Genomic DNA, 26,605 nt, shown 5'->3' on the forward strand with positions numbered 1-26,605 from the left:
TCATCCCTAAAAATTCCCGTTTTCCCCTTCCCCGCTTTCCCCTTTGCAACAGTCGATCACCGTGTGGGATGATTTGGGCTACCGCTTCAGATTTCCCTACATTTCAAGCCCATGCGTCCCATTGATTGGCTAATTGTCGTGGCCTATCTCGTCTTTACGATGGCGATAGGCGTATATCTATCACGCAAGGCCTCTGGCAGTCTAGTTGACTTTTTTGTGTCCGGTCGCTCACTGCCCTGGTGGTTAGCCGGTACCAGCATGGCTGCTACCACATTTTCCATTGACACCCCGCTTTATGTAGCCGGGGTCGTTGGTTCCCGTGGCATCGCGGGTAACTGGGAGTGGTGGAGCTTTGGTATTGCCCACGTGGTGATGATTTATGTGTTTGCCCGTCTGTGGCGACGGTCTGAAGTGGTAACCGATGCAGAGCTAACCGAAATTCGCTACGGTGGCAACACCGCTGCCGTGCTACGTGGGGTCAAGGCATTTCTTTTTGCAGTCCCGATTAACTGCATTGGTATCGGCTATGCCATGCTGGCCATGGTTAAAGTCGTGGATGCTCTAGAGCTTTGGCAAAGCGTAGGCGTGGAACCCAACGACAGTCTAAAGCTGTGGAGCGTGATTGTTGTTAGTATTTTGGTGCTCTTCTACGCCGGGTTTTCAGGGCTTTGGGGGGTAGTCGCGACAGACTTCTTCCAGTTTTTTCTGGCGCTATTTGGTGCCATTGTCGTAGCCGTTGCCGCCGTGGCCTCCGTGGGCGGCATGGAAAACCTGGTCAATCAGGCCCAGGCCAACACCGAGTTCGATATTCTTAGCATTCTACCGATTACCTTTGACGGTGGTATTGGCTGGAGTGCGGTCGCCGGTATTCCCGCCAGTGCCTTTATGGCCTACGTGTTTTTGCAATGGTGGGCCTTTCGCCGCAGCGACGGCGGTGGCGAATTTATCCAGCGTTTAGTGGCCGCTAAAGATGAAAACGAAGCGGAAAAAGCGGCCTGGTTTTTCAATATTTTGCACTATGTCATTCGCACCTGGCCGTGGATCATTGTGGCCCTGGCCGCAGTGGCGATTTATCCAGATTTAGCCGATCGGGAGCTGGGCTATCCCAAGCTGATGCTCGACTTTTTGCCGCCCGTGTTACTAGGGCTGGTGGTTGCGTCCCTGATTGCAGCGTTTATGAGTACGGTGTCCACCTTGATTAACTGGGGGGCTTCCTACTTAACGAATGACCTCTATGGCCGATTTATTAACCCCAACGCTACCCAGGCAGAATTGGTCAATGTCGGTCGAATAACCTCAGTCATCGTCACAGTACTGGGAGCAACAGCAGCGTTCTTTGCCTCGGATGTGGCGACCGTTTTTCGTTTGGTGATTGCCATTGGGACCGGCCCTGGTTTAGTGCTGATTTTGCGCTGGTTCTGGTGGCGGATTAATGCGGCAGCTGAACTCAGTTCCATGGTGACTGGGTTTGTCATCGGTCTGCTCACCAGTGTGCTAGAGGTGGTCAAGATATCTGACTTTGGGCTGCGGCTGTTAGTGACAGCAGGCATCACCACAGTGGTCTGGGTGACGGTTATGGTGCTTACGCCCCCTGAGTCTGATGAAACCCTGGATAATTTCTACCGTCGTGTCCGCCCCGGAGGGCCAGGTTGGCGGCAACAGCAGCAGCGCACCGGGGTGAGACCCTTGCAAAATCTTGGTCTGGAGCTGCAACGGGTGATGGCGGCGCTGTTATTACTGTTTGGGGCTATGTTTGCCGTGGGGGGCTTTTTGCTGTTGCGATCGCTACTCGGCTGGTGCTCGCTCATCATTGCCGTTGCCGGCTGGTGGTGGCTACGTCAGTTGAACCATCGCCCTATTGCCCCTGTGCCCAGACCTGGTTTAGATGATGACGATCTGTGGTCCTAGTTTGAATTCACAGCAGAGTCCTGCTGACTAAGAAACGTTACGATGCTTAATAGAAGCTGACTGCTTTTGTTACTTTCGTCTGTTCACATCTCAGATTTTTACCATGTCGATTATTCGCTCCTATGTAATTCCGTTTTTGATTTTGATTGTTTTCCTCGTGGCTATGCTGGCAGTGAGTGCCCGGATTTGGCTACCCAGTGACATGATGGCTCCAGCGCCGATTGAGGGGGATGAACTGGCCATGGCTGCTAAGGCAATGTTCAATGGTTTCGGAGTCTAACTGGCCCCAGGGATATCAGCTGGTGCCAGGGTCTAGTCTGGATCGTGCCCGGCTGCTCACAACCATGGGTAACGCCTACAGGGAATTGGGGGCAACCCAGCTGGGCCATTTAGCCAAGACGGTGGAAATGTATCTGGCTGACTCGTCGGCTCTGTGGTGGCTAGAGAAAGCCGGTGCCCCTCGGGTTGGGTTTACGGCGAGCGTAGTCCCTCCCATGGGCTGCCTATGGCTGGGGCAGTCGATCAATCAGCTGACAGGGGCACTGCAGGCTTACGTTTACCTGGTTTATGTAGCACCTACCCATCGTCGTCAGGGATTGGGAGGAAAGCTAATGGATCATGCTAAAGCCTGGGCGAGCGATCAGGGCTATGACCAGCTCAGTCTTCAGGTCTTTGCCCACAATCAGGCTGCTCTCACGCTTTATAAGAGTCTCGGCTACACGCCGACGGCATCGTTGCTGACGTTAGAGCTGTAGCTGTAAAGGTCAGGGACAAGCGATGTAATGGTTTCACAACCAGTCAGCATCATTATTGACCCGCCTTCAAAAGGCTTTTGCAGCTCAGGTTCAGTCTCGGAAACAGTAGCGATACTAATTGATCGTCACCTGTAAAACGCTGTTCTTCGTAAGCATAGTTAACTAGATTCAAAATTAAAACTTTGGCCGCTATCGGATCAATAATCCAGTACTCTGGAATCCCTCGCTGGGCATATTCCTGACGTTTGTCAACATAGTCTCGATTGCGTGACCTGGCATCAGTATCACTACTCGACACTACCTCAATCACGAGGGCAGGTGCAGACATATCCAGCGTGATTAAGGCTCGTTTTTTGCCCGCTAGTGAGGCTGCACAGTCCTCGCTCAAAACCATCAAATCTGGATAGCGTGTGTTGGCCAGCTCACCTTTGACTTCAATTTCCGTACCTCTGTGGATAAGGTGCACCGGTATCATCTGGGCAAACGTCACGATCAAAAAGATCGCAATGTTGATATTGAGAGTACTTTCAGCGCCCATCTCAACTAATAGTCCATCCACCAGCTCGTAGCGAGTGTCGGTATCTGCCTCGTAGTTCAGATACTCTGCTAAGGTCATCGGGCGATTTTTTACGGTAGCCATAGGAGCCTAGCCTAACGCTCTAGCCCCACCATAGCTTGGCCAATGGTGAGCCGTCTAATGAATTAGCGATAGTTCTGGAACTGCAGTGCTACCGGCCAGTCTTCTTCTTTGATTAGTTGAATAGCCGACTGAAGATCGTCTTTGGCTTTAGCCGAGATGCGTACGGCATCCCCTTGAATAGAGGCCTGGACCTTTTTCATGTTGTCGCGGATCATCTTCGAAATTTTTTTGGCGGTCTCCTGACTCAGCCCTTTTTTTAGCTCAATATCTTGCCGCACGCGATTACCACTGGCGGCTTCAATGTTGCCAAAGTCAAAAATCTTCATCGACAAATTGCGTTTGGCCGCCTTGGTTTGAATCAGCGTGTGTACCGCCTCTAGGGTCATTTCACTCGCTGTTTCAATGGCGATGCTGGTCTCACCGAGGTCTAGCGTTGTTTTAGTATCCTTGAGGTCATAGCGACTTTTTAACTCGCGGCGTACCTGGTCAAGGGCATTTACCAGCTCCTGACGGTCAAAATCGCTAACGACATCAAACGAATAAGTAGAAGCCATGGGAGAAAATCAATCGTGGGTGAATCGACTAGTTGCTATTGTAGCCAGATGGTTTTACAACTCATGAAATACAGGCTAAAAATACTCAGACTGCCGATGCCAAACATCAGCGATCGCAACGGCGGCACATTCAAAATATAAAAGACTGAGAAAAATAGCCGAGCGACCAGATAGGCTACAACAGCCAATAAAGCAGCCGTACTTTCCTGACTGGTTACATAGGCCATAACCGCCGCCGGAGCATACAGAATAAATGATTCAAACGAGTTTTGGTGAGCCCAATTAGCCCGCTGAGCAAACTCTGGCAGCTGATCTGAATAAAAACGAGGTCGCCCCAATACCTCCATGGAACTATCCATAGACTGGGCTAGCTTAATGCGCTCCAGCGCCACTACCGTATAAGGCACGTAAATCAGAAAGGCCGCAATTGGCAAACTATACAAAAAAATACTGGGTACAGATAGTAAGCTCACAGCTCCACCACACTCACAAACGAACTAACACAGCCCACTAAATATTGGGCAAGACACCACCTCGGCCTCGAGTTCAGACCAAAATTTCAGCCTGTCCGTGGCCTGTGCGCCAAGGTCAACTAATCGAAATAAAACAGCGTTACAATTTTGCGCTGTTCTTCAGCATCTTTGCAGGTTTTCAACAACGTGTGGCTGTCATGAAATGCAAAACAGATCAGCTGTTGGCATCGGGAGACAATTTCCTGGTTGCACAGAGTGCTGGCTTCCGCTAGCTCTAAGCGATCGTTAGCCGAACTTTCCACCAGATGAATGACAGAATCAAGCTGATCGCGGGACTCCCGAGGCTGACGGTCCAAACTTTGCGGCAAAATGACCGTTAGCAAATTAGGGTCTGCTTTCATCGCACCGCGAATGGCCGCAGAATTAGTCCCCGTCGCCCCAGATGTGAGCAAACGATTACCGCCAAGTACCAGCGCGTAGCTCATCAGCTCAATCAACCGCAGATGAGTAATGGGTACATGTCTAGACCCCAAGATAGCAATACGCTTTGAACCTGACTGCTGAATAGCGGCCAGCTCTTGCAAAAAATCATCTACCTTAAGCGATTCGATGGGAGTATCAAGGGACTGACTCAAGGGTTTTATGTAGTTCTAATGAAGGGACTGGCCAATTCTACCAAACCCTCGTCACTACACCTACCTTGCTTTATCACCCGTGAATTTCTTACCGATAGCCTTCTATACCGTCATGGCAGGTGATGACAAATTTAACTCAGCCATTAGGCGATTGACGTCAAAGTGCTTTTCCATCAACAGTTGAATACATTGCACTTTGATCGGTTCTTGTAAACGGACCTGCTGAAACGACTTTTCAATAATTTCAACGGTCGTTAACGTATCTAAATCCACTGACAAGATTGGCACTTCCAAATCTTGAGCACGGCTAATAATGTCTGCTTGGGGGGCAATGTGTCCTGTCAAAACCAAACACTGGGTGGAGGTCTCCAAGGCGGCGAGCTGAAGGTCAGCCCGGTCTCCACCAGTAATCACAGCCATATTGTCGGCCCTGCGAAAATACTTTAAGGCGGAGTTTACATTCATCGCCCCAATACTCAGGCTCTGCACCATTAAATCCATACGATCTTGGCAGCAGAGTACTTCAGCGTTGAGCTGGTGGACTAGCTCACCAACGCTCACACTACGCATCAAAGGCGTACTCGGCAAAATCCCCAAAACCGGTATGCCATGGCGCTCAAGACAGCTTTTTACATTTGTTTCCACAGCCTGAAGCTGATCTGCCGGCACATCATTAATCAGGACGCCCATCAGCAGATCCCCCAGCTTTTGCTTAGCTGCTAACAGACCATCCACAATCAGCACCGAATGAAATCTGGCGACCAACATTACCTGAGCCTCGGTGGCCTCAGCCAGCTGTAATAGCGATAGACCGAACAGGGTGCCCTCTTCCAGGGTGCCAGTACCTTCAATCAGGAGTAGATCCTCACCTTGGCCGCCCAAATAGGTGGACATTTGCTGTGGATCGACGGCAGATTTCTCTTCTGTCAGCTGCTGCTCAATGGTGGGAGCATCTAAAGATAAAAGAGTCGGTCGTAACCGTGATGTAGGTAACTCTAATATTTCGGAAATAAACCGAACATCTTCATCAATACCAGCTTCATCGCTAGGACAGGTACCAACTGGCTTGGCATAGGCGATATCAATACCGCGATCCCGAAGCTGTAAGGCCAACCCTGTTACCGTGGCCGATTTGCCGCTGTAGGGCTCTGTTGAGCCAATCAGCAGATGCTTGGATGGATGGGGCACACTATCACTCCTAACTACCAATAGGGCTGTCCCTCATTGTGCCATGGAGAGTAGTTGACAGCTGGGAAAAACGTTAACTTTTGACGAAGGTTTGTGGGGTGCCCATAGAAAGCTAAGGCTAGACGGTTAAACCGTCACTACTTCCCCATTCACTCGTCCATGCGAAGCAACCGGCGATAGAAGGTTTTGGAAAAGTCGGGTGACCGCTTTAAACGCATTGCAGTCACCACATCAATGAGAAAATCGACAAATTCAAAGGTGGCCATGGTGATTTCGTAGGTGAGTTCTGCATCACCCGCAAATTGCATCCGACAGCGCGTCAGGTCGGCAGGCAACATTGATACATTCCATGTTGCCAAAAAAGCAATACTTTCACCTCCCTCAATGCGGCGTTCACCTTCAAGATTGCCTTTTTTATAAAGACCGATGGCATAGGGTAGCGCTTTGCGTTTATTGCCCTGGTAATAGGGCATATAAACACCGACATCTTGTTTGGGAGCGGGTTGAATGTCTGCGATAGGCATGGCGTTGAGCAGTGGGGTCTGACCTGACTGGAATTACCAACACCTAGTGTACCCACAGAAGCCTCAGCCCCGTGCACGGCTGGACAAGGGGATTGCGGAGAAGGTATGTCTAAAGGCAACAATATGTAACAGATTTCAATAAGATATTACTAGCCTGTGACCCTATGCCTGATGACACTAAACCTATGGCGACTGAAATGATATCTGATGTTTCGCTAGATGAGCTTTCGGAGGGACGTCGCCTAAAAGCCAATTTATGTGGTGCGCATTGCGATCGCAAATCCCAACTATGCCGTCAGCCCCAATAAAGCAGATATTCAGTCCACCTTGACAGAGGCAGAATGGCCCCGAGTATCGCTACTGGTGGCCGCTAAAAATGAAGCGGCTGTCATTACCAATTTAGTAGCCTCGCTCTGTAGTTTGGACTATCCCGAAGAGCGCTACGAGCTTTGGGTCATTGATGATAACAGCGACGATGGCACCAGCAACATCTTAGACCGCCTGGCTCAAACGCATCCCAAGTTAAACGTTCTCCATCGTGGCCCGGAAGCCACCGGGGGCAAGTCTGGTGCCCTGAATCTAGTCTGGCCACGGGTTAAAGGCGACATCCTCGCGGTGTTTGACGCCGACGCCCAGGTGCCATCAGATCTACTGCGGCGGGTGGTGCCGCTATTTACCAATGAACGGACGGGCGCTATTCAGGTGCGTAAGTCCATTGTGAACAGCGACACTAACTTTTGGACCCAGGGACAGGCCGCAGAAATGGCCCTCGATCGCTATTACCAGGAGCAGAGATCGGCCCGTTGCGGCATCGGTGAACTGCGCGGTAATGGTCAGTTTGTGCGCCAGACCGCCATCGCCCAATGCGGTGGCTGGAATGAAATGACCATCACCGATGATTTAGACCTGACGGTGCAGCTGCACCTGCACCAGTGGAATATTGGCTTTGTGTCTAACCCGACCGTCGGGGAAGAGGGGGTAACCACAGGCATCGCTCTCTGGCATCAGCGTAATCGCTGGGCCGAAGGGGGCTACCAACGGTATCTGGATTACTGGCGGTTATTAATACGCAATCAGCTGGGCTGGAATAAGTCCATCGATATGCTGATGTATTGGATATTGCAATATATGTTGCCGATTGTGGCGCTACCGGATTTTTTGGTGGCGATCGTCCTGCGTCAGCCCCCGGTCTTTGCCCCGTTGACCACGCTAGCGGTGGGTGTGTCCTACTGGGGTATGGCCATGGGGATTCGTCGCACCCAGAAAGTATCTCTGCTGCTGGCTATGGTCAAGGCTATCAAAGGGACCCTCTACATGACCCACTGGATTATCGTGATGGCCTTTGCCACCACCCGGATGGCTGTACGACCCAAGCGATTAAAGTGGGTAAAGACAATCCACGATGGCGAAGCTGCCAGCGCTTAGCTACTTACTGATGGGTCTGATATCTGTGCAAATCTCTGTCTAAAGACTGTCGTTAGGAGTCTAAACAAATCGTTGCGATCTAGGTGTCGCAACGATTTGTCATGTTTATGGCCATAGATATCGGCTAGCGTATGGGACATACCCATCTTTTATTGGTCTTATCCATGACACAGTTCACATTGCCGTTTCCCAAGCTGTCACAGCGTCAGTTTGCCTGGGATAGCGCTGTTCTATTTCTCGCAATTTTTTGGCTCGGGGGCAGTTTAATTCTCGATTTAGTGGTCATGCCCATGCTTTATATGAGTGGCATGATGACCGCCCCTGGCTTTGCCAGCGCTGGTTACAGCCTGTTTGAGACATTCAACCATGTCGAAATGCTACTGTCTGGACTGATTTTAACTGGGGTGTTGGCCCTGCGTCAGCCCCACCCTGAGAGAACAGTCGAGGTGAGTGGCAGCCGTAGCCGCTGGGCATCTCTAGTCGCCGGTATCCTGGTTGCGATCGCACTAACCTGCACCTATGTGCTGACACCTTACATGGGAGCCATCGGCATCGCTCTGGATATGCCAGGTACCATCCACATCATCCCCAACACAATGAACTGGTTGCATGGCACTTACTGGCTATTAGAAGCGACGAAGATGCTCCTGCTCGGATTTTTGCTGCGTCTGTGTTACATCGATATTGCAGCCCAGTTTAATCAGCAAAACTAGCCCTCAGGCCACAGTAATCGAATTGCCATCAGCGCAAATCCAATCGCAGCGATCCCCTTAACGGTCTGCTCAGGAAGGATTTGCGCTGTTCCTTCTCCCAATAAAACGCCGAGGAAACTAGCCAGCACTAGGGCACCTGCCGTTCCAAAAAATACGGCCTTTGGCGATGATGAGCTTCCCCCCAAAGCAATGGCCGCAATCTGACTTTTATCCCCCAGTTCCGATAGGAATACGGTGATAAAGCTAATACTGAGTAAGTTCCAGTCAAATGGCATTGGTTTGGAATCAATGTTTAAGAAATACTTTGGCGGTGATGTTTTGGCAGCAATACACTACAAGCCAATCACGTCAGCCACCAGTCCAACGGAAATAAGTAGCAGCAAAATTCCGGCTAAGGTGTCTAGGGTATCGGGGGAAACCCGACGGGCTAGCCATTGCCCTACCAGCACACCAACCAAACTGGTGGAGATTAGTGCTAGGGCGGCCCCGACAAATACGGTCAATGGTTTATGGGATTCAGCACTCATCAGCAATGTGGCAACTTGGGTCTTATCCCCTAGCTCAGCCAAAAAAATAGTGATAAACGTCGAAATAAAAACACCCCAGAAGGTTGCTTTAGCAGGTAGTGAGGACGTCACGGGCAAGCCTTTCATATTTCTTTCATTATCTGCCAGAGAGCTTGTAAGAGCAAGATTAGGAAACGTTTCTCCTAACTTTCAACCTCCAATGCAGCTGTAAACCTTTCCATTTCTTCACTTTTGGGTCCATAGACACCGCTAATTTGTGCCTGGCAGCAGTCAATGGCAAATTCATCCAGTTCATCGCCGTGAATGCCAAACATCTGCTCAAAGGTATCGGCCTGGACACGGCAAAAACTAGGACGCTGCTCATAGATTTTGCACAAACGTTGTTCAGCGTCATAGTTTTTGCACCAGCCATCTGCACCCACCATCCCCATATAGGTTTCTAGCTGCTCCGGTGTGAGATAGTCTGCTAAATCTGGTCGGTCAGTTGGGGTGAGATTGCAGCAGGCACCACAGTTCTTTACACATTGCCAAGTGGCCATGTTGTTTATCCTTGCGAGGGTCGGTTTACTTAGATTTGCCTTATCAGAATAGAGGCCTCGGAATCTATTCTGATGAGAATATCAGCAGACTTCCTTACAAAGGTTTTTGGAATTTTGTAAACTTTCTTAAAAGTGAAGGGATCGAACCAGGTAAAATGGCGAAGCGCTTGCGCAAAGGTCACGGTTATTTGGTTATCGGAGGTTTCATGGCTCTTCTGGGTTTCCTAGATTTTATCGGCAACACTCTCAGCAGTATTAATTTTCTGGTAATAGCTCAGCTCACTGTTCTAGCAATGGTGGTTATTTCCGGTCCAGTAATCGTATTTTTGCTAGTTGCACGAGGCGGAGATCTTTAATCTTTATTCCCCCGGTCTCTAGTAGCTTCTTAAGTCTCTAATCTTAAGCCTCTAAGTATTTGGATTAAGTGTTTGGGTATTTTAAGAGCACTGTAGAGACCGGGGGTCTGAATTAAAGCCGCTGACGTAGGATAAATTCTGCGATCGCAAGATCAACAGGTGTCGTCACCTTTAAATTGGTTTCTTCCCCGTCCACAATGTGGACCGCTAGGCCACATTTCTCAAACAAAGCAGCATCATCCGTCACCGACCAGCCCTGAGCATCCCCCTTTTGATGAGCTTCCTTGAGTAAGGCCACATCAAAGCCTTGGGGAGTCTGGGCCGCCCATAGGCAAGAACGATCGGGGGTGGCTTTGATGATGCCCAAGTTATCCACTTGCTTAATGGTGTCTTTAACCGGCACCGCCGCGATAAACCCCTTGCAGCTAGCAAACGCTTCGGTGCAGCGATCAAAGAGGGCTGGAGTCGCTAAACAGCGAGCCCCATCATGGATCAGCACCTGTTGAGCATGGCTAGGTAAGGCCTGGAGGCCATTGCTAACTGATGCCTGCCGCGTATCCCCTCCACGAATAAATACGACAGGTTTGGTAATCCCTAGCTGAGCCACAAGTTCCTTAAATACTGGCTCGTCAATGGCCTGACAGATAATGCCGATCCACTCAATGGTGCTGGCAGCCACAGCGGCCTTTAGGGTCCAGCCCATAATCGAATGCTCCAGCAGGGGCAAAAGTAATTTGTTGCCATCGGCTCCCATGCGCTTGCCAACGCCTGCTGCCGGTATGAGTAGGTGCATGCTCTTTGCCACAAGGCCTCCAAAAGTTTACAGGGAAAAGGTCTAAGGGATAGGGATTGTATACGCTCTGCCGAGGCGTTCCACAGAACGCCTGTACGCGAGAGGCATTCCATGACTGTACCTAGAAAACGCCAACGCTCTCCTTAGCCTCGATTTCAGCCAAATTTTGAAATTTCGCCGTTTAGTGACCTTTCAAAAGCGATAGCACTGCCAGCTTCCACTAGAATGAGTAGCGAAGTATTACCCGAAGTCCATGCGCGTTCTGGCCTTAGTCCCTGGTGGAATCAGCGATCAGCTTCAGTTTTTTCCGACATTAACGACCCTTAAGAAAAACTACCCCAATGCTGAAATTGCCATCGTGGTAGAACCTGCAGCTAAGTCAGCTTACCGAGTGTCTAGAGCTGTCAGTGAGCTGATTCCCTTTGATTATCAAGGACAAAATAGTCCGTCTGATTGGGCTAACTTGCTGGGCATTATCCGCGATCGCGAATTTGAGCTGGCTCTATGTGCTAGCCATCGTTGGGAAGAGGGAGTATTACTCTGGCTGAGCGGTATTCCCACACGCATTGGCTATAGCAGTACTCAGGTTCCCTGGTTGTATACCAGCACCGTAGCTACTGACATGCAGCAGTCCTCGACTAGCCCAGCCCTCTTGCAAAGTTTGGCCATATCACCCACCGCGCCCCCCATTGAGTTCAATGTGCCTGAGGAAGACATTGCTTGGGCTGATGCTCAATGCCAGTCCTTAGGTGTAGCAGATAGTGGCTACGTCGTCATGTATCCCGGTCTCAATGCACAAGCGGACAGTTATCCATTAGATAGCTGGATGAGCCTGATTGATGATTTTCAAGCCAAGCAACCTCAGCTGCCCGTCATCATCCTAGAAACGGTGGACAGTAAGGACACCACAACATCCCTCGGTCGTCAGCGGAATCTCAAGACCGTTACGGCTGCAAATCTGGGACAGATAGCGGCCCTACTGGCGGGGGCAAACCTGGTAATTAGTCCCGACAGCTATGTGAGCCAGGTAGCCATGACCCTGCAGGTATTTACCCTGGTACTGCAAACGACACTCAGCCAGCCTTTACCGCCTACCGATGGGGAAATGCGAGCCCTGGGCGTGCAGTCTGCCACAGAGAATCTGGCCGACCTGCCCCCAGGTAATGTGTTGCAAAAAGTTTGGGGCACTTGAGTATTGGGTATACTCTGAGCGTTTAAGAAAAAACCTGGAGTCTATGGGAGCACCCATAGGTAATAAGTCGTCGGTTAAAGCAAAAGCTTAAGACTACATACGCAGTCCCAGTAGGTAAGATCTATCTTTCGGTAGGATGGCTCTACTGTGAAATATCTGCTGCAATTGTTTCATTAAGTTTTTCATTAAGTTTTAGATGAGGTAATCCCATGGATCGCGTTAAGTCTCAGGCTGCTGTGGTATCTCAGCTCCTGTTTGATCCCAAAACAGCAGACGCTTATAAAAATGTTCTTGTCCTGACGGGACAAATTATTAAGGAAGTCGCTCTTCTGAGCTGGCTGTTAATTTGCTCTGTATTTGTATTTGGTGCTTGGTTTAGCAATACCGCCATTAGTACCGGGCAGAATGCTCGGACCTGGTGGCAAGCTCAACAGGCGGGAGAGGAAACTAATGACGGTAATCAAGCTGCCGCCGCTACTGGTAAAGCATTGTTAGATGTCAGCCAAAACGGAGCCTATTTCTTATTAGATAAAGCGCGTGAGCAGCTCGGTTTAGAGAAAATTGAGCGTCCTGCTAAGGCTGAAGAGCCTAAGCCTGCTAAGGCAGCAGCTAAAACCGTGGCTAAAACCCCACCGGCTCCAGCCACAGTGACCATCAATAAGGTGAACGCTGTTGCCAAAGAGACTAAATCTGCAGATACTAAAACCGCTGCCGAAAAATCCTCCTCTGACGCCAAGGGCTCTACCCCTGCGGCTGAAAAGTCCTAGGCGTCTGGTTAGCTGGCGTTTTAATCTACTGATTTCACCTTAAAAAGATTCGCTCTAAGAGCGGGTCTTTTTTTATCTATAGCAGCCTGATGCTGGCAAGCTATTCTGGCAGATCCGATGCGGGAGGGATCAAATCCAGCGTTTTGATATCGATGGGTAAATAGCTTAAGGATTCCGCCACGGCGATGGCTTCTTTAACCGAAATATTGCTGCAGTCCCCTTGCCCATAGTCTTGGGCATTGACCAAGCCAGCCCCCACCAAGCGGTAAAAGCCATCCTCGCCCTCTAACCAATCAGTAAATAAATCACTTTCAGGCAGTTCACCCACATCACCATTGGGAAATTTGCCATGGTAGAGGCTGTAGTCATCGTCAAAGAGGTCGTTATTTAGCGGCTCTTGGTTTTCTAGGGAAATCCCACCAATGCCGCCGGACGTGTATTCAATGGAAAAACAGCGATTTTGGTCGTCACGATATACCAGCCAATAGTAGGGACCACCGCCGACACCAGCTTCTTTTTCACCCACCCCGTAGTTAGCTAAGGTCATATTTGGGGGCAAATAGGTGGGAATCACAATATTGATACCTAGATCCACTAGCTGATTGGTGGCCTCTGGGGGCAGCTGTGCTAAATAGGAATTTGTCGGGGGGGGAGGTGGCGCACTTTCGGAGGACGGTGCATCTGCCTCAGTCTCTGACTCACTTGAGGATGGGTTTTCAGGTTCAGCCGGTATCTCTGCGGGCGGTGCAGACCGACAGCTAGCTAACGCACACAGCAGCACTCCAGCGATCGCGCGGCTAGCTCTCATGGCGGGTTGGCTCCTTTTTTGCTCCTTTACTGATGGCATCTAGTAAGGCCCTCCGTCACGGTGGGCAAAGTAGTACCCACCTTCAGGCTGGGGTAAGGCTAGCAGATCATCGTCGGGATAGTCAGCGCGATCGCCAGGAGTCCGATCGCCGATTTCTAGATAGGTTGCGATCTCACCAGACCGATTAATCAGATGGTGACCATCGGCTACTCCAGCTGGAAACCCAGCCATCATGCCGGGTTTTAGTAAGGTTTCTCCGGCATCAGTCACCAACACCAGCTCTCCCGAGACCACATAGATAAATTCATCTTGATGACTGTGCCAGTGTCGTAGTGCAGACTGCGCCCCGGGCGCTAACGTGGTCAGATTGACCCCAAAATTCATAAGTCCGGCAGCATTGCCTAACCGTTGTCGGGAGCGCCCAGCCACAGCAGAGCGAAAAGGTTCTGGATACCCCGTTCCCTGAATCACAGGCACTGTCGCAAGATCAATCACCATGGGCAAACCTATACCAAAAAATCGGTGTAGAGACGTTTCATGGAACGTCTCTACGGAAAAACGTCTCAGACTCTAATCAGCGACCTCGGCCATTTCAATGACCTCGCCATCATAATCTTTGACCAAAAAATTGAGCGGTCGCTCACGACGAATTTTATGACGTACACCATTTGTCTGTACCTGCATTAGCAGTAGCTCTAGACAATCTCGGTCAAAACAAACATGGCGTTGACGATCTTTATGCCCTCGATTTGCCCCTGAGATCACATGCAGCTGGGTATTTTTTTTCAACTGATACCACAGGCCATCAGGGCTGCCCGCCTCTGACTCCATGGGGCGAGGCATCGCAGATCCCATGCCCATCATCGGATCCATCCCCGTTCCCAAGGTTTGCTCATAGTTGTAGTAATAGTGGAGCGGCACATCGGCCTCAGGCAGCCCTAACATGCCCTCATAAAACCGTCGGGCAAACTCCAAATCGGAGACCATCACCGTATGAACTTTGGGAGCGCTGGTCAAAAACATCCACATGGCACCAGCGTAGGCTACTAACAGGAGCACCATGATGCCCTGGGTAGACACCAGGCTATCCAGCGGTAGCCCTTGCCAGATGGAAGCCAAAAATGGCGAAAAAACGGTGAGGGGAAAATCCATGGGGTTATCTGGGGAAATGTGCTGCTCTTGGCATTAGATTGGCATTAGAGCAGTCAGAATACAGTGTGGCTGCCCCTAGTGTATCAAGGGTAAAACCGACTGACTGGTGGGAACCTACCGGGTTAACCGATCCTTTACCGAAAGGCTTTGGGGACGCCGTTGCTGAGTTAGGGGATGGACCGATCTGGTACAGATATCAATGGTGGTAGTTTCAACCGAGTATTTGCCGCCAAATCTTTAAGATTCGACTCATCCTGGGTATAGTAATGGCTGTTTATACGGTAGTCTCAGTCTGGTTAAGACCGGTTTGCCATTGTGCCGGTAATTGGCAGGAGCTCCGTTCGCAGTACTGTGGATATTCCTAATTTTCCTGAGTGTGATCATGCCATCGTTAAGTCGCTGTTTGAATACAGTGACTATGATTTGGTGCAACAGATAAAGCAACATCCTGAAGAGGGCAAGTACTTTACCACTGTGTTTTGTCGCTATAGCCCGGTGGTCTACACGCTGATTCGTCATTCAGCCCGCTCGACCGTACAGTCAGAATATCTGTTTGCCCTGACCTGGCGACACATTTTATACGAGCTAAGCGGTCTAGATTTACCGGCTGAGCCCCCGGCAGACTTTTCGTTACAAGCCTGGTTGGTTAATCTGACAGCCGCCTGCATTAATCAAGCGGCCCTGCCTGATGTGGAAGAGATTCACTACAGCCTGCAGGAGGCGTCTCCTCCCCTTTGGTGTTATGTTACCCAGGCCCTAGATCGGTTGCAGCCCCTACACCGGCTGGTGATTGTCATGGCCCAAACCTTTCGCTGGAGTAACACTCGGATTGCCGCTTATTTACAGGCTGAGGGACAGCGTATTTCTCCCAAGTCAGTAGCCACCTTACTCACCGATGCCCAACACTCGTTAAGTGCCGCATTACCGAATGATATTCAGGCGATTTACTTTGGGGATACTAAAACTGCTGCAGAGAATTTGCCAGACGATCTGGCTGATTTATTAGATGTGTCGGATCTCGATTTGGAACAGCCGAATCTAGCTCCAGAGGGTCAATAAATAGACAGAGCGCGTTTAGAGCACATTTTTAAGCTGGGGAGAGTTTAGGTAGTGCACGGTACAGTTCGGTTCTGGTACGGGGTAGCCATGACGGCTGCAATAACACTGGTGGGTATACCCGCTACCCAGGCTCAAGACACGCTTGATGAACAGCTGCGACAGCCCGTCAACCGTGAGGCCATCTACCAACAGCGCGATGTGGCCGATCAGCTTCTCCGTCTGGGAGAGTGTCAGGCGGCTGAGGCTGACTACCAGTCAGCACTACGGGCCTGGGGTCGAGCAGCTGAACTCTACTATGAGATTGGTGATACCGCTGCGATAGAGCAGGTTTATGCCAATATTGGCCGTGCCCATGTCCAGCTGGGGGATTATAACAGCGCTGAGATAGCCGTTCGCCGTCAGCTTGCGATCTCGCGGGACAACCAAAACTTCAACACTCAAATTTTTGCTTGGAATGCTCTAGGCACCCTAAGACTCCAGCAGGGCGACATTTCCTCAGCTACCCAGGCCTATCAAGAAGCCCTGAGCATTGCCCAAAGCATCCAAGACTATGAAGGCATTGGCCTATCCTTAAATAACCTGGGTCTATTGGCCGCTGCTACCGGCGATTATATGGCTGCCATTGACTATTACGAAACGGCAGGGAACTATCGCATCCGCACCGGTAATTTAATCGGTCGTGCCAACACCAATAACAATCTGGGGGATGCCTATTTTGCCGATAATCAACCGGATCGGGCTCTGGGGGCTTACCTCCTAGGTCTTAGCTATAGTCGCGACGCAGGGGATGCCACCGCTCAGCTACAGGCCATCGACGGTCTGATTGAGATCTACAGTGACCGCCGCGATTGGAGCCAAGTTCGTTCCTATCTCGATGAACGCATTGCCCTCACCCTCGACACCGATAACGCATGGGGCCGCTTGATCACCTTTAAGCGACTAGGGGAATTTTATGAAGCCACCGGAGAGGATACCCTAGCCCAAGAGCAGTACGAGCGCGCCCATGAATTAGCTCGGTTACTTGACCAAACCCAGCTCGAAGTGGAACTCTTTAACCGGTTGCTAAGTTTTACAGACCGTCAGGATAGCAACTAATGCGGTTTGATCTGCTCAGTTTGTTCCCCGACTTTTTTACATCCCCTCTCCAGTCAGGGCTGATTGGTAAAGCCCTCCAGCGGAAAATTGCTGAGGTTCACATTACCAATCCAAGGGACTTTACCACTGACAAACACCATAAAGTTGACGATGAACCCTACGGTGGTGGCGTCGGCATGGTGATGAAAATTGCGCCGATGGTGGCAGCTCTCGAAAGCTTGCCTCATCATCCTCGCCGTGAGGTCGTACTCATGACGCCCCAAGGGGAGCCCATGACCCAACCCCTGTTTTGGGAATGGTCCACAAGTTTAGATCAGCTAGTCATTCTTTGTGGCCATTACGAAGGCATTGATGAACGCATTCTCAATGTCGTCACCCGCGAAGTGTCCCTGGGGGATTTTGTCTTGACCTGTGGTGAAATTCCAGCCCTGGCCCTATTAAACGGAGTCATCCGTCTGCTACCGGGAACCGTCGCCAAGCGAGACTCCTTACACTACGACAGTTTTGAAGCCGGGCTGCTGGACTATCCCCACTACACCCGCCCGGCTGAGTTTCGGGGCTGGACAGTACCTGCCGTACTCCGCTCAGGCAACCATGCGGCCATTGCCCAATGGCGACAGCAGCAGCAGCTTGAGCGCACCCGCAAACGCCGTCGAGATCTTTATGACCGCTGGCAGCAGCAGTGGGAAAATAAGCATGGGTCTGGGCAACCGTAATCCCAGCCTCAAGTATTCACCTAACTTCAGCAGCTTCCCATGGGTATTCGCATTGGTAATGGCTATGACATCCATCGTTTAGGTCCCGATCGCCCCCTGATTCTAGGCGGTGTCACCATTCCGCACACGCTGGGACTGCTGGGCCATAGCGATGCCGATGTCCTTACCCATGCCATTATGGATGCCATGCTGGGGGCTCTGAGTTTAGGCGATATTGGTCACTACTTTCCCCCCACCGATCCTCAATGGAAAGGAGCTGATAGCTTGGTGCTGTTGGACCAAGTCCATCAGCTGGTCAAATCTCAAGGATGGTCCATCGGTAATTTAGATACGGTGGTCGTGGCCGAGCGTCCCAAGCTGAAACCCCACATTGCAGCCATGCAGCAGCGTCTGGCTGAACAATTGACCGTAGCCCCTGACCAAGTAGGGATAAAAGCAACCACCAATGAAAAATTAGGCCCCACCGGTCGAGAAGAAGGAATAGCCGCCTATGCAGTGGTATTACTAACCCAATAACTCGTTAGAGATATAGGACAATTGTGTTAAAAAGTTTCTAGCGACACACTATTCCCCCTAAAAACTTTTTAGAATTTATAAAATATAATCCGGACATTGTAAAAACGTTATGAACTGATGCGTTTTTGTCATCTCTCTCCGCGACGCCCTACGTATTTAGGTCGCGTTTGGAGAAATAGTAAAACGTGTCTGACGATAACGGAGTTAGGGGTGCCAAGGTGGCGTTATGGATGGCTCAACCATTGCGATTTCTCTAAAAGGAATTACTCAGCCCTGCCAGCTGTTCAACAGTGGCGCAGGCCAATATCATTGGTTTTCCACTATCCCTCCGGAACGAAGAGGGCTGCATGGAGAGTTTGATTACTATGGGTTATCCAAACGGGTATATCGTTGCTTAAATACCAATGTGGATGTTGCCCTGGGACGATTGAAGGTACGTCAGCGGGGACGTGTAGTCGTTCTTAGTGGCCAGGTTGGTTCTCCAAAGTTATTGAATCAGGTGGTTGAGTTAGCCCTATCGGTAGAGGGTGTGGATGAGGTGGAAACCAAGGGTGTTTCAATTACCGAAACTTGTTAGGCCATAGCCTTTTGGGCCAACAGGCAGTGCTGTGTCTATCCCTCAGAAAAGGTATCCACCTGGCTTGGAGTGGCCTTTAACCGCACCAGGGACAGCGCTAAGATGATGATGAATAATACTAGCCCAATGGTGCAGGCGTAGCTCATTTCAAGATCGACAAAGGCCTGTTCATAAACGTAATAAACTACGGTTTTAGAACTGCTGCGGGGACCGCCCTGGGTCATGATGTAAATTTCTTCAAAAACCTTCGTGGCCGAAATGGCGGAAATAACGGCGACTAAAAACATGTAGGGGGTCATTAGGGGCAGCGTGATATCCCAATGTTTGCGCCAGCGATCGGAGCCATCTATGGCGGCGGCTTCATAAAGATCTCCAGGAATTCCCTGTAATCCGGCCAGGTAAATGACCATGTAGTAGCCCAGGCCTTTCCAAACAGTGACGGCCATAACGCTAAACAGGGCTAGGTTTGGGCTTGTCAGCCATGGAATCCGAATGTCTTGCCCGGTAAAACTGGTGAGCAGCTGGTTGAGCAGGCCGGTTTCGGCATACAGCCACCGCCAGGCGATGCCCGCCACCACCATGGAGATCACCACTGGGGTGTAATAGGCCACTCGAAACCAGTTCATACCCTGCAGTCTTTGATTGACGAGGATAGCCAGTAGCAAGGGTGCGATCGCAAGCACAGGCACCACACCCACCAAATAAACCAGGGTATTCCTCAACGTTTGCCAAAATCTCTGGTCCTGCCACAGACGCACAAAATTGTCCCACCCCACCCATAGCGGCGGCTGAGTAATGTCATAACCATACTCAGTAAAGCTCAGATAAAACGCCTGTAGCGCAGGCCAAAACACGGTTAACCCCAGCACCAGGAGGGCTGGTGCCAAAAATGCGTAGGGAATTAACCAGCGGGGAACCGGACGTGTCATCTTCTCATCATAAATTAACGCCCAATGAACGGCAGATAGCCCTGCCCGCTATAGAAATCGTCGATAGTCCTGTCCTAAAAATAAAGCCCTCTCCGCATTGCGCCGACGGGTAAGTCCCGCTAGAATCCGCCCCCCCGCTCGATTCCAACGGGGAAACTCATTGGCCGCACCATAGATATCGCGACGATTGAGCTTGCGCAACAGTGTAGAGCTTCGCATCGCCCCAGAGCCGACGTTGTACGTAAATGACACTATGGCTGCAAACTGATTGTCATTGATGGGAACTCGGACAGCCTGACTCACATCCCGCTCAAATCGGGCGAGGTCGGTCTTTAACAGTGCCTCGGCCTGGGCTTGACTAATTTCCTGACCTGGTTTCACACCCCGCGTAGTGCCATAGCCAATGGTCCACACCCCAACGGCATCCTGATACGCCTTTAGCCGCAGACCTTCAAAGGATTTGATCAAATTCACACCGCTAGAATTTGTCTGCCTTGTTCTAGAAACAGGGGGTTCTGTAATCCTTTGTGGCAGCGGTTTAGGCTCGGGACCGCTTTGGGAAACCGTCATCCCACGGGGTGAATCCGCGCGACTAAACCACGATTTCATGCCGCTGATGTTGAGCACTCTCTCGTTAGGGTTTGACTTAGAAGGGTACTTAGATATTTTGGAAATATAGTATCCCCCCTGCATCAGATATATGGCCTTATCCGTTTCCTTGATCCAAGTACCCATAGATATCGCTCTGTCCTGCTTAGTTATTTTTACCCAGACTTTACTGTATCTAGATGACTAGAATAAGAAAGAGAATGATCACGAAATTTTAGTTTGCCCATGGTTGCAACGTCAGCACCCTCCGAAATTACCAACCATCCCGTTGTCAAACGATTAGCCAATGGTCTAACCATCATTGCTGAACAAATGTCAACCGCCGCTGTCAACCTCAACATTTGGCTACGGGTGGGGTCACGGGTGGAATCCGATGCCATTAATGGCATGGCCCACTTTCTAGAGCATATGATCTTTAAGGGCACCCCTCAGCTTCAATGTGGCGAATTTGAACGCTTGATTGAGGAGCGAGGAGCTATCACCAATGCAGCCACTAGCCAAGATTACACCCACTATTACATCACTACGGCTCCCAAGGATTTTGCCAAACTTGCACCACTGCAGGTAGAGCTTTTACTCAATGCCAAACTCCATGACAGCGACTTTGAACGGGAGCGACCCGTTATTTTAGAAGAAATTCGTCGTTCAGAAGACAATCCACGACGGCGCATATTTCAGCATTCGATGGCCTTAAATTTTGAGCAGCTGCCCTACCGACGCACTGTTCTAGGACCGACATCGGTAATTGAAAATCTATCCGCTGAGCAAATGCGCGACTTTCATCGTCGCTGGTATCAGCCTCAAAATATGACCGCTGTTGTTGTGGGCGATCTACCCGTGGAGCAACTGATCGCCACCGTCGAAAAAAGCTTTGAGCAGTCCCTAGCTAACCGCCATCGAGAAAGCATCACAGAGCCTCTAGAAGGCGTCCCACTCAACACCCCTGAGGCACCGTTTGAGTCCATTGCTCGGGCCGACTACACCGATGCCACCCTGCAGCAGGCCCGATTAGTGCTCAGCTGGCGGGTACCGGGGCTCAGACAGCTACCTGAAACCTATGCCTTAGATGTGGCGGCCTCGATTTTAGGTCAAGGTCGTACGGCCCGTCTGATACAGGACTTACGCGAAACCCGCGCCCTGGTCAATAGCATTTCCACCAGCAACATCACCTATGGTGAGCAGGGTGTGTTCTACATTTCCGCTAATTTGGCCGTGGAGCAGCTAGAAACCGTCGAAGCAGCCGTCCTAGAGCACATAAAGCGTTTACACGAGCAGCCAGTGAGTGAGGCTGAACTGAGTCGGGTGCGCACCCAAGTTGCTAACCGCTATGTGTTTGGCAATGAAACGTCTAGCGAGCGCGCCAGTATGTATGGTTACTATCACGCCATGACAGGGGACATTAAAAACGCGCTAAACTACCCCACCGCAATTAAGACCGTCGATGCTGCCAGTATCCAGTCAGCCGTGCAGCGTTATTTGCCGGTTACAGCCTATGGAGCCCTGAGACTGCATCCAGAAGTTCATTAGGTGTTGATAGCATTGGGATATATCAGGACGCAACCATGGCTGACATTTGGTCCGACATTGCCGCCCACATTAGTCGAGTCACGGGGCAGCCATTTCAGGCAGAACAGACACGCTCCATCGGTGGCGGATGCATCAACCAGGCCTACAGCCTCAGTGACGGCCAGACCACATTCTTTGTCAAGCTCAATCAGGCCAGTAAATTGGCCATGTTTGAGGCTGAGCTGGCTGGTCTTAAAGAGATGCATGCTAGTCAAACCATACGTGTCCCCAGACCGCTATGCTGCGGCCTAGCAGGGGCAAATTCCTACATTGTGATGGAATGGTTAGAACTGGGGGGTAGAGGCACTGCCTGGAGGACGATGGGTGAAAATTTAGCCGCTATGCATCGGGTCTCCAGCGATCTGGGCTTTGGCTGGCATCGCGCCAATACCATCGGTGAAACCCATCAACCCAATGAGTGGCAAGAAAGCTGGTTCACATTCTGGCGAGATCAGCGTTTGGCCTATCAGTTTCGTTTAGCCAAGCGGCGCGGTAGTTCCTTTCCCCAAGAACAGTCGCTACTAGCTGCCTTACCAGATCTACTGGCAGGTCACGATCCTATCCCGGCCTTGGTCCATGGTGATCTGTGGTCTGGTAATGCAGCTGTTACAACAGCAGGAGAGCCCGTGATTTTTGATCCTGCCACCTACTATGGCGATCGCGAAGTCGATTTAGCCATGACAGAACTGTTTGGCAGCTTTCCAACCGCTTTTTATGATGGCTATGAGTCGGTTTATCCACTCTCAGCAGGCTATCCCACCCGCAAAACTCTTTACAACCTGTACCACATCCTCAATCACTTCAACCTATTCGGCGGTGGTTACGCGGCTCAGGCTAATCGCATGATTCAACAGCTGCTATCAGAGGTGCAATAACCGTTTGTGCAGACTTTTTCTTCCAAACACAGAAAAAAGCGGATTTGGCGATGAATCTAAGTAGGAATGCGGCGAGAATTTGATATATTGAAGTTCGGCAATTCGGCGGCATGGCCAAGTGGTAAGGCAGAGGATTGCAAATCCTTTATCCCCAGTTCGAATCTGGGTGCCGCCTTTGAAGGATTTTGAGTACTAAGCTGTGGGTTGTTTTTTTGAGAGCAACTTCACCAGGTTCGATGAGCCTGTTCTCAACGCATCGTTGAAGAAAATTCCCCTCACTGACTTAATAGTCCACCCTAATCCACATCGTAATAAGTGGCGTTAGCTCGTTTGTGACGCACGGGAGGCGGTGGTAAAAATTCCTGCTCATAGTACCGATAGCCTGTGGGCGGTACAGGCATCTGGAAAGGATAGACAACAGGAACGGTTCGCTCCTCGCGACGACGCCCAGATACCAACACCATACAAAGAATAATGGCTCCGCCTCCACAAACCAGAATCAACAACAGACCACCACCAATCCACAGCAGCGTAGTTTGAATAGTAGAGTTATTATCCTGTTCTGACTGGGCGGCCACTAGCTGACCATTCTGTAAGGAAAGCGTATCAACTGAATGCTGGTATTCCCGCAGCTGAGAAAGGACTGCTCGCGTTTCTTCCTGCTGCTGCTTGAGCTGATTTTCAAGATTTCGAGCCAGCATTTCTTGCTGAACTAGCTGGTTCTCTAATTTTGCAGTTAAATCTCGCTGCCGATCTAACTCTTGCTTAATCTCGTCGCTGAGGCCCTCATCAATGGTCTGAAGCGGTGATTGAGGGACCGGGACTACCGTTTCTAAGGCAGCAGAATCAGAACGAACGTTGTCAGCCGGTGAAGATGACTGAAACCCAACTCGCGCTAGTAGCAAAACTAAGACAGCCACACCGGTCGTAGCACACCCAGCTACGAACGCAGTAGTATCGGTCATCGACGATTTGGGTGACATTAATTAAACACCTGCCCCCAACAGCTCACGACTACGATGGATGGATGTCACAACCTTTGGCATCTGTTACGGATAACTAAACGTGTGCGACCTAACTCGACTTTGAAGCAACGTTCTTGATGGCCTTACACCTATAAATACGATTGAGAGCATGATGTCAAGATTTATCAAGGCTTACCCATACTACCGCACACAACTCGAGTGACACCTCCAGCCAGAGGTGGATTTTCTCAGATGTAGTGAACAGTCCAGTTTTGAGTAAATTAGCCCTTGAAAAACGTACGCTTCAGTGTACATCATGACCTTGTACAGCACACCTGATGTTCCCACTAGTAATGGAAATTGATTCTAAAGTTAGCGCATAATTAACGCGTAAACAGGATCGAGTTAGCGGCACTGCTAGTAATACACCACTTCAGCGAGTTGCGGCTACAGTATGTCATGGTTTGATAGAATTCCCCCGATTTTCATCTGAAGAGCTTGCGGCATTTAAGTAATAGAGTGAAATCTACCGTTTTGATTTCATCTCTGTATGATTTCGATCTTGACAACAAAAGGTTAAATCAATAAGTAATAAGGCCTCTTCATTGGTTGGGCGTTCTTAGGATGAAAGGGTTATTTGAGAATCTGCTAGCCCATGGATATCGTTCCAGAGAAAGTAGCGCATTTATCCAATCGGGTAGATACTTTGCATCAGCTTCTAGAGCAAATTGATTGCAAGGTGTCTGACCTATTGGTGCGCCAGGATACAAGTGTTGATGTTGGTCGTCCCAAGTTTGGGGTTAGCCCCCCTGAGAGGATGGTGGCTAATGGCCTTGAAGAGGCCTTTGATCACAAGGATATTTTGAATGATGAGCCCCATTTTGGTCTGGATCAGCTCACGGGCAATCAGGCTCTGTCACCCGAGATTCAAGTTCAGCGGTTAACGGCTCAATTGACGGCTGCCTACAACCGGATTGCTGCATTGGAGGAGCAGCTACTGGCTTTTCGGGCGCACTAGGCCGCAAACAAAGCCATGGAACCCGCTACAAGACATATAGGTAACTGAGCACCAGAGTATAGCTGTTCTTTTATGGCTATCACTATGGCAGAGCCGATGTTTTTAGACATCTTTCTAGAAGGGTTTCCATCGCTTGTAGGGTACGAGTTTGGTGCCAGTGTTGGTACAGGTGCCCTGCAATTAGACATCCCCCTGCCCCTACGCCTTCTTTGACATAGCCTTGCTCAAAGATAGTGAATTGTGGATAGCGTGACTGTTTGAATGAAAATTGACTACTCATGATGGGAGGAGTGGGAACGGTGTGGGCTAAGGCAAGAAATTGGCTAGTAGCATCGTTCACAATCCACTGAGTTGTGCCCAGGACGACATTATCTGAGTGCCATGGGTACTGCGTCCCTAACCTCTGGAGCATGGTATATATAGCAATCATTTGGCTACCGCCAGCGAGAAGGACACCGCTGTGGTGACTGGCGGCTAAGGTCATACCTAGAACAAATGGCTGCATGGGATCGCCCACAGCTGCGATCGCAGACCACACACATCGCTGATCATCAGTCCCCGACCAATCCGTTAAGCCAGTTTTAATGAGTCCAGTTTTTTGCCCATGGTTACACGTAGGATGGCTGCTACCCATTAAACCAGTCACATCAAACCCTAATGCTGTCAGTACAGCTTGGGCCGTAGTCGTCCCGGCAACAACACATTCCCCCAGCACCAAATAACTGCCAGCAAAACGACGCCCTAGGGTATCCCCCCAGTGAAGACCGGCATTAAACTACTGCATCACCTTATCTGGGAGCAGAGCCCGCCCGGAACTCACACAGTGAGCAACCGCCCCCCCTAAATCGATGTGCGGGATGCTAGGCCTGCAAGGTAGCCCCGCATTAAACATATAAACGGGCCAAGCTTGACCGGCGGTCACCGCCCGTGTGAGCAGTGCCGGAGATATCCCTGCCTGCAAAGGAGGTAGGGGGTATTGAGGCATTGTGCCGGGGCCATCATAGATAAACTCAGCGTCCGCCACTGCCGTCAGCATCCGGGCTTCGGGTGTATTGCCAGCCGCTGAAATACCGGGCACAAGTGCCGTTTCAGTAAATCCAAGAACGCATATATAGCAAGGTCGCTGTCCCTGATATCGCTGCTGCCACCGTTGGGTCACGGCCCGATTAGTATGGTGGGCTACGAAAGGGGTCTGCATTTGAGAGCAGTTCGGCTGGGCATTACTCATCGAGAATCTGCTGTACCCACTGAGGTGGAGGTGGCATCGCAATCCCCATACGTTCCAGTAAAATCCAAGCCGTCAAATGCACAGTAAACAGGTAGACAACACTGCTAAAGAACACCATCGCAACGGCTGCAATTTGGATGGTACCAAGACTCAATTGACCAATGGCTCCCAAACCCAGTAGACCAAAATCTAACAATCGATTGGTGATCCAGTCGGTCAGCTGTACCACCTGGGCCACTAAATAGCCCCACAGGTCTTCCCCCGCCATCCATGACAGTAGCCAGATCCGAAAAAAAATACCTAGGGTTACAATCAGAGCCCCCACAGGCAGTGAAATCAGCCAAGACGCCTTATGTCGCCAGTGATATCCGAGCTGAACCCCCAGCACACCGTAGGGAATAACAAAGAGCAGACTTCGGGGGGGGCCAATCAAGATAGCCAGGAGTAAACCGGACACTAGGGTGGTCATCCAGGCAGAGCGAGAGTTCCACCGCAGATAGACC

At 50.5% G+C, this 26,605-nt stretch carries 35 protein-coding genes and 1 tRNA gene; 17 read left to right on the forward strand and 19 right to left on the reverse strand.

Annotated elements, in window-relative coordinates:
* Positions 1–111 precede the first annotated feature (111 nt).
* The 3 genes from IQ260_RS02520 (at position 112) to IQ260_RS02530 (ending at position 2,663) form a co-directional block, all read left to right on the forward strand.
* Positions 112–1,908 (forward strand): sodium:solute symporter family protein, encoded by a 1,797-nt coding sequence (locus IQ260_RS02520; protein WP_193990557.1) that lies wholly within the window; start codon positions 112–114, stop codon positions 1,906–1,908.
* Positions 1,909–2,011: 103 nt separating this feature from the next.
* On the forward strand, positions 2,012–2,188 hold the full coding sequence (locus IQ260_RS02525) for a hypothetical protein (RefSeq protein WP_193990559.1): 177 nt from the start codon (positions 2,012–2,014) through the stop codon (positions 2,186–2,188).
* Entirely contained in the window at positions 2,172–2,663 is a 492-nt protein-coding gene (locus tag IQ260_RS02530) for a GNAT family N-acetyltransferase (protein ID WP_193990561.1), read from the forward strand. The genes IQ260_RS02525 and IQ260_RS02530 overlap by 17 nt, the downstream gene beginning before the upstream one ends.
* A gap of 52 nt (positions 2,664–2,715) precedes the next feature.
* On the opposite strand, the gene IQ260_RS02535 is transcribed toward IQ260_RS02530, so the two are convergent.
* The 6 genes from IQ260_RS02535 to ebsA all read right to left on the reverse strand — a co-directional run bounded on the left by IQ260_RS02535 (position 2,716) and on the right by ebsA (position 6,677).
* Complete coding sequence (locus IQ260_RS02535; RefSeq protein WP_193990563.1) at positions 2,716–3,303, reverse strand: Uma2 family endonuclease; 588 nt, start codon at positions 3,301–3,303, stop codon at positions 2,716–2,718.
* Positions 3,304–3,365: 62 nt separating this feature from the next.
* The gene (locus tag IQ260_RS02540) at positions 3,366–3,857 is read right to left on the reverse strand and encodes a YajQ family cyclic di-GMP-binding protein (protein WP_193990565.1); all 492 of its coding nucleotides are present in this window, start codon (positions 3,855–3,857) and stop codon (positions 3,366–3,368) included.
* Between the two features lie 35 nt (positions 3,858–3,892).
* The gene (locus tag IQ260_RS02545; protein WP_193990567.1) at positions 3,893–4,330 is read right to left on the reverse strand and encodes an MAPEG family protein; all 438 of its coding nucleotides are present in this window, start codon (positions 4,328–4,330) and stop codon (positions 3,893–3,895) included.
* 119 nt (positions 4,331–4,449) lie between these two features.
* Positions 4,450–4,965 carry a DNA recombination-mediator protein A gene (locus IQ260_RS02550; protein WP_193990569.1) on the reverse strand — a complete coding sequence of 172 codons (516 nt, stop codon included), beginning with the start codon at positions 4,963–4,965 and terminating at the stop codon, positions 4,450–4,452.
* 102 nt (positions 4,966–5,067) lie between these two features.
* A complete protein-coding gene (locus IQ260_RS02555; RefSeq protein ID WP_193990571.1) occupies positions 5,068–6,153 on the reverse strand; it encodes a phosphotransacetylase family protein in 1,086 nt (361 codons plus the stop codon).
* 149 nt (positions 6,154–6,302) lie between these two features.
* Positions 6,303–6,677 (reverse strand): type IV pilus biogenesis protein EbsA, encoded by a 375-nt coding sequence (gene ebsA, locus IQ260_RS02560; protein ID WP_193990573.1) that lies wholly within the window; start codon positions 6,675–6,677, stop codon positions 6,303–6,305.
* 258 nt (positions 6,678–6,935) lie between these two features.
* Here ebsA and IQ260_RS02565 point away from each other — a divergent pair, with 258 nt between their 5' ends.
* Both IQ260_RS02565 and IQ260_RS02570 read left to right on the forward strand, forming a co-directional pair.
* Positions 6,936–8,102: a glycosyltransferase gene (locus IQ260_RS02565; protein ID WP_322744882.1), complete on the forward strand. Its 1,167-nt coding sequence runs from the start codon at positions 6,936–6,938 to the stop codon at positions 8,100–8,102.
* Between the two features lie 164 nt (positions 8,103–8,266).
* Entirely contained in the window at positions 8,267–8,815 is a 549-nt protein-coding gene (locus IQ260_RS02570) for a DUF4149 domain-containing protein (protein WP_193990575.1), read from the forward strand.
* Here the strand turns inward: IQ260_RS02570 and IQ260_RS02575 are convergent.
* The 3 genes from IQ260_RS02575 to IQ260_RS02585 are packed head-to-tail and all read right to left on the reverse strand — an operon-like array spanning position 8,812 to position 9,881.
* On the reverse strand, positions 8,812–9,090 hold the full coding sequence (locus tag IQ260_RS02575; RefSeq protein ID WP_193990577.1) for a TMEM165/GDT1 family protein: 279 nt from the start codon (positions 9,088–9,090) through the stop codon (positions 8,812–8,814). The genes IQ260_RS02570 and IQ260_RS02575 overlap by 4 nt on opposite strands.
* Positions 9,091–9,147: 57 nt before the next feature.
* Entirely contained in the window at positions 9,148–9,468 is a 321-nt protein-coding gene (locus IQ260_RS02580; RefSeq protein WP_193990579.1) for a TMEM165/GDT1 family protein, read from the reverse strand.
* Positions 9,469–9,524: 56 nt separating this feature from the next.
* Positions 9,525–9,881 (reverse strand): YkgJ family cysteine cluster protein, encoded by a 357-nt coding sequence (locus tag IQ260_RS02585; protein WP_193990581.1) that lies wholly within the window; start codon positions 9,879–9,881, stop codon positions 9,525–9,527.
* Between the two features lie 35 nt (positions 9,882–9,916).
* Between IQ260_RS02585 and psb30 the strand changes: the two genes are divergently transcribed.
* Positions 9,917–10,237, forward strand: coding sequence for a photosystem II reaction center protein Ycf12/Psb30 (gene psb30 / locus IQ260_RS31960; protein WP_456152049.1), 321 nt, complete (start codon positions 9,917–9,919; stop codon positions 10,235–10,237).
* Positions 10,238–10,349: 112 nt separating this feature from the next.
* On the opposite strand, the gene ispD is transcribed toward psb30, so the two are convergent.
* Positions 10,350–11,042 carry a 2-C-methyl-D-erythritol 4-phosphate cytidylyltransferase gene (gene ispD, locus IQ260_RS02595; protein ID WP_322744883.1) on the reverse strand — a complete coding sequence of 231 codons (693 nt, stop codon included), beginning with the start codon at positions 11,040–11,042 and terminating at the stop codon, positions 10,350–10,352.
* A gap of 241 nt (positions 11,043–11,283) precedes the next feature.
* On the opposite strand from ispD, the gene IQ260_RS02600 reads away from it, so the two are divergent.
* Both IQ260_RS02600 and IQ260_RS02605 read left to right on the forward strand, forming a co-directional pair.
* Complete coding sequence (locus IQ260_RS02600; RefSeq protein ID WP_193990583.1) at positions 11,284–12,222, forward strand: glycosyltransferase family 9 protein; 939 nt, start codon at positions 11,284–11,286, stop codon at positions 12,220–12,222.
* Between the two features lie 209 nt (positions 12,223–12,431).
* On the forward strand, positions 12,432–12,989 hold the full coding sequence (locus IQ260_RS02605; protein WP_193990585.1) for a hypothetical protein: 558 nt from the start codon (positions 12,432–12,434) through the stop codon (positions 12,987–12,989).
* 100 nt (positions 12,990–13,089) lie between these two features.
* Here IQ260_RS02605 and IQ260_RS02610 read toward each other — a convergent pair whose 3' ends face one another.
* The 3 genes from IQ260_RS02610 to IQ260_RS02620 all read right to left on the reverse strand — a co-directional run bounded on the left by IQ260_RS02610 (position 13,090) and on the right by IQ260_RS02620 (position 14,949).
* Entirely contained in the window at positions 13,090–13,797 is a 708-nt protein-coding gene (locus IQ260_RS02610) for a hypothetical protein (RefSeq protein WP_193990587.1), read from the reverse strand.
* Positions 13,798–13,836: 39 nt separating this feature from the next.
* A complete protein-coding gene (locus tag IQ260_RS02615) occupies positions 13,837–14,295 on the reverse strand; it encodes a cupin domain-containing protein (RefSeq protein WP_193990589.1) in 459 nt (152 codons plus the stop codon).
* A gap of 72 nt (positions 14,296–14,367) precedes the next feature.
* Positions 14,368–14,949: a VOC family protein gene (locus tag IQ260_RS02620; protein ID WP_193990591.1), complete on the reverse strand. Its 582-nt coding sequence runs from the start codon at positions 14,947–14,949 to the stop codon at positions 14,368–14,370.
* A 351-nt stretch (positions 14,950–15,300) separates the two neighbouring features.
* Between IQ260_RS02620 and IQ260_RS02625 the strand changes: the two genes are divergently transcribed.
* The 5 genes from IQ260_RS02625 to IQ260_RS02645 all read left to right on the forward strand — a co-directional run bounded on the left by IQ260_RS02625 (position 15,301) and on the right by IQ260_RS02645 (position 18,912).
* A complete protein-coding gene (locus tag IQ260_RS02625) occupies positions 15,301–16,008 on the forward strand; it encodes an RNA polymerase sigma factor (RefSeq protein ID WP_193990593.1) in 708 nt (235 codons plus the stop codon).
* 87 nt (positions 16,009–16,095) lie between these two features.
* Entirely contained in the window at positions 16,096–17,103 is a 1,008-nt protein-coding gene (locus IQ260_RS02630) for a tetratricopeptide repeat protein (protein WP_193990594.1), read from the forward strand.
* Positions 17,103–17,819, forward strand: a complete 717-nt coding sequence (gene trmD, locus IQ260_RS02635) for a tRNA (guanosine(37)-N1)-methyltransferase TrmD (protein ID WP_193990596.1) — start codon at positions 17,103–17,105, stop codon at positions 17,817–17,819. The genes IQ260_RS02630 and trmD overlap by 1 nt, the downstream gene beginning before the upstream one ends.
* Positions 17,820–17,858: 39 nt before the next feature.
* On the forward strand, positions 17,859–18,335 hold the full coding sequence (gene ispF / locus IQ260_RS02640) for a 2-C-methyl-D-erythritol 2,4-cyclodiphosphate synthase (protein WP_193990598.1): 477 nt from the start codon (positions 17,859–17,861) through the stop codon (positions 18,333–18,335).
* Positions 18,336–18,561: 226 nt separating this feature from the next.
* The gene (locus IQ260_RS02645) at positions 18,562–18,912 is read left to right on the forward strand and encodes a BON domain-containing protein (RefSeq protein ID WP_193990599.1); all 351 of its coding nucleotides are present in this window, start codon (positions 18,562–18,564) and stop codon (positions 18,910–18,912) included.
* 35 nt (positions 18,913–18,947) lie between these two features.
* Here IQ260_RS02645 and IQ260_RS02650 read toward each other — a convergent pair whose 3' ends face one another.
* Together IQ260_RS02650 and IQ260_RS02655 are read right to left on the reverse strand one after the other, a co-directional pair.
* Complete coding sequence (locus IQ260_RS02650) at positions 18,948–19,841, reverse strand: carbohydrate ABC transporter permease (protein WP_193990600.1); 894 nt, start codon at positions 19,839–19,841, stop codon at positions 18,948–18,950.
* Between the two features lie 48 nt (positions 19,842–19,889).
* The gene (locus tag IQ260_RS02655; RefSeq protein WP_228015419.1) at positions 19,890–20,576 is read right to left on the reverse strand and encodes a lysozyme; all 687 of its coding nucleotides are present in this window, start codon (positions 20,574–20,576) and stop codon (positions 19,890–19,892) included.
* Positions 20,577–20,675: 99 nt separating this feature from the next.
* Between IQ260_RS02655 and IQ260_RS02660 the strand changes: the two genes are divergently transcribed.
* From IQ260_RS02660 to IQ260_RS02670, 3 genes are all read left to right on the forward strand, one after another.
* Positions 20,676–21,977 carry a M16 family metallopeptidase gene (locus tag IQ260_RS02660; RefSeq protein WP_193990601.1) on the forward strand — a complete coding sequence of 434 codons (1,302 nt, stop codon included), beginning with the start codon at positions 20,676–20,678 and terminating at the stop codon, positions 21,975–21,977.
* 35 nt (positions 21,978–22,012) lie between these two features.
* A complete protein-coding gene (locus tag IQ260_RS02665; protein WP_193990602.1) occupies positions 22,013–22,891 on the forward strand; it encodes a fructosamine kinase family protein in 879 nt (292 codons plus the stop codon).
* Positions 22,892–22,995: 104 nt separating this feature from the next.
* Positions 22,996–23,066: transfer RNA gene (locus IQ260_RS02670), tRNA-Cys, on the forward strand.
* Between the two features lie 121 nt (positions 23,067–23,187).
* Here IQ260_RS02670 and IQ260_RS02675 read toward each other — a convergent pair.
* Positions 23,188–23,856: a hypothetical protein gene (locus IQ260_RS02675; protein ID WP_193990603.1), complete on the reverse strand. Its 669-nt coding sequence runs from the start codon at positions 23,854–23,856 to the stop codon at positions 23,188–23,190.
* 655 nt (positions 23,857–24,511) lie between these two features.
* On the opposite strand from IQ260_RS02675, the gene IQ260_RS02680 reads away from it, so the two are divergent.
* Positions 24,512–24,874: a hypothetical protein gene (locus tag IQ260_RS02680; protein WP_193990604.1), complete on the forward strand. Its 363-nt coding sequence runs from the start codon at positions 24,512–24,514 to the stop codon at positions 24,872–24,874.
* Positions 24,875–24,956: 82 nt separating this feature from the next.
* On the opposite strand, the gene IQ260_RS30825 is transcribed toward IQ260_RS02680, so the two are convergent.
* The 3 genes from IQ260_RS30825 to IQ260_RS02690 form a co-directional block, all read right to left on the reverse strand.
* Entirely contained in the window at positions 24,957–25,592 is a 636-nt protein-coding gene (locus tag IQ260_RS30825) for a nicotinate-nucleotide--dimethylbenzimidazole phosphoribosyltransferase family protein (RefSeq protein WP_228015421.1), read from the reverse strand.
* 57 nt (positions 25,593–25,649) lie between these two features.
* Positions 25,650–26,072, reverse strand: a complete 423-nt coding sequence (locus IQ260_RS30830; RefSeq protein WP_228015423.1) for a nicotinate-nucleotide--dimethylbenzimidazole phosphoribosyltransferase family protein — start codon at positions 26,070–26,072, stop codon at positions 25,650–25,652.
* Between the two features lie 22 nt (positions 26,073–26,094).
* Positions 26,095–26,605, reverse strand: a 511-nt coding sequence (locus IQ260_RS02690; protein ID WP_193990607.1) for a DUF2232 domain-containing protein, incomplete at its 5' end; no start/stop codon positions are given.

The sequence above is a fragment of the Leptolyngbya cf. ectocarpi LEGE 11479 genome (genome assembly GCF_015207065.1).
GTDB classification, from domain to species: domain Bacteria; phylum Cyanobacteriota; class Cyanobacteriia; order Phormidesmidales; family Phormidesmidaceae; genus Leptothoe; species Leptothoe ectocarpi.

Bases quoted from the DNA above. Each gene is read 5' to 3' on its own strand.
- IQ260_RS02620 (WP_193990591.1), bottom strand. From the start codon at position 14,949: ATGGATTTTCCCCTCACCGTTTTTTCGCCATTTTTGGCTTCCATCTGG.
- IQ260_RS02580 (WP_193990579.1), bottom strand. From the start codon at position 9,468: ATGAAAGGCTTGCCCGTGACGTCCTCACTACCTGCTAAAGCAACCTTC.
- IQ260_RS02630 (WP_193990594.1), top strand. From the start codon at position 16,096: ATGACGGCTGCAATAACACTGGTGGGTATACCCGCTACCCAGGCTCAA.
- IQ260_RS02675 (WP_193990603.1), bottom strand. From the start codon at position 23,856: ATGACCGATACTACTGCGTTCGTAGCTGGGTGTGCTACGACCGGTGTG.
- IQ260_RS02585 (WP_193990581.1), bottom strand. From the start codon at position 9,881: ATGGCCACTTGGCAATGTGTAAAGAACTGTGGTGCCTGCTGCAATCTC.
- IQ260_RS02665 (WP_193990602.1), top strand. From the start codon at position 22,013: ATGGCTGACATTTGGTCCGACATTGCCGCCCACATTAGTCGAGTCACG.
- IQ260_RS02655 (WP_228015419.1), bottom strand. From the start codon at position 20,576: ATGGGTACTTGGATCAAGGAAACGGATAAGGCCATATATCTGATGCAG.
- IQ260_RS02525 (WP_193990559.1), top strand. From the start codon at position 2,012: ATGTCGATTATTCGCTCCTATGTAATTCCGTTTTTGATTTTGATTGTT.
- IQ260_RS02530 (WP_193990561.1), top strand. From the start codon at position 2,172: ATGGTTTCGGAGTCTAACTGGCCCCAGGGATATCAGCTGGTGCCAGGG.
- ispF (WP_193990598.1), top strand. From the start codon at position 17,859: ATGGGTATTCGCATTGGTAATGGCTATGACATCCATCGTTTAGGTCCC.
- IQ260_RS02570 (WP_193990575.1), top strand. From the start codon at position 8,267: ATGACACAGTTCACATTGCCGTTTCCCAAGCTGTCACAGCGTCAGTTT.
- IQ260_RS02610 (WP_193990587.1), bottom strand. From the start codon at position 13,797: ATGAGAGCTAGCCGCGCGATCGCTGGAGTGCTGCTGTGTGCGTTAGCT.
- IQ260_RS02660 (WP_193990601.1), top strand. From the start codon at position 20,676: ATGGTTGCAACGTCAGCACCCTCCGAAATTACCAACCATCCCGTTGTC.
- IQ260_RS02535 (WP_193990563.1), bottom strand. From the start codon at position 3,303: ATGGCTACCGTAAAAAATCGCCCGATGACCTTAGCAGAGTATCTGAAC.
- IQ260_RS02615 (WP_193990589.1), bottom strand. From the start codon at position 14,295: ATGGTGATTGATCTTGCGACAGTGCCTGTGATTCAGGGAACGGGGTAT.
- IQ260_RS02575 (WP_193990577.1), bottom strand. From the start codon at position 9,090: ATGCCATTTGACTGGAACTTACTCAGTATTAGCTTTATCACCGTATTC.
- IQ260_RS02645 (WP_193990599.1), top strand. From the start codon at position 18,562: ATGGATGGCTCAACCATTGCGATTTCTCTAAAAGGAATTACTCAGCCC.
- trmD (WP_193990596.1), top strand. From the start codon at position 17,103: ATGCGGTTTGATCTGCTCAGTTTGTTCCCCGACTTTTTTACATCCCCT.
- ebsA (WP_193990573.1), bottom strand. From the start codon at position 6,677: ATGCCTATCGCAGACATTCAACCCGCTCCCAAACAAGATGTCGGTGTT.
- IQ260_RS02520 (WP_193990557.1), top strand. From the start codon at position 112: ATGCGTCCCATTGATTGGCTAATTGTCGTGGCCTATCTCGTCTTTACG.
- IQ260_RS30830 (WP_228015423.1), bottom strand. From the start codon at position 26,072: ATGCAGACCCCTTTCGTAGCCCACCATACTAATCGGGCCGTGACCCAA.
- IQ260_RS02540 (WP_193990565.1), bottom strand. From the start codon at position 3,857: ATGGCTTCTACTTATTCGTTTGATGTCGTTAGCGATTTTGACCGTCAG.
- IQ260_RS02600 (WP_193990583.1), top strand. From the start codon at position 11,284: ATGCGCGTTCTGGCCTTAGTCCCTGGTGGAATCAGCGATCAGCTTCAG.
- IQ260_RS02650 (WP_193990600.1), bottom strand. From the start codon at position 19,841: ATGACACGTCCGGTTCCCCGCTGGTTAATTCCCTACGCATTTTTGGCA.
- IQ260_RS02605 (WP_193990585.1), top strand. From the start codon at position 12,432: ATGGATCGCGTTAAGTCTCAGGCTGCTGTGGTATCTCAGCTCCTGTTT.
- IQ260_RS02680 (WP_193990604.1), top strand. From the start codon at position 24,512: ATGGATATCGTTCCAGAGAAAGTAGCGCATTTATCCAATCGGGTAGAT.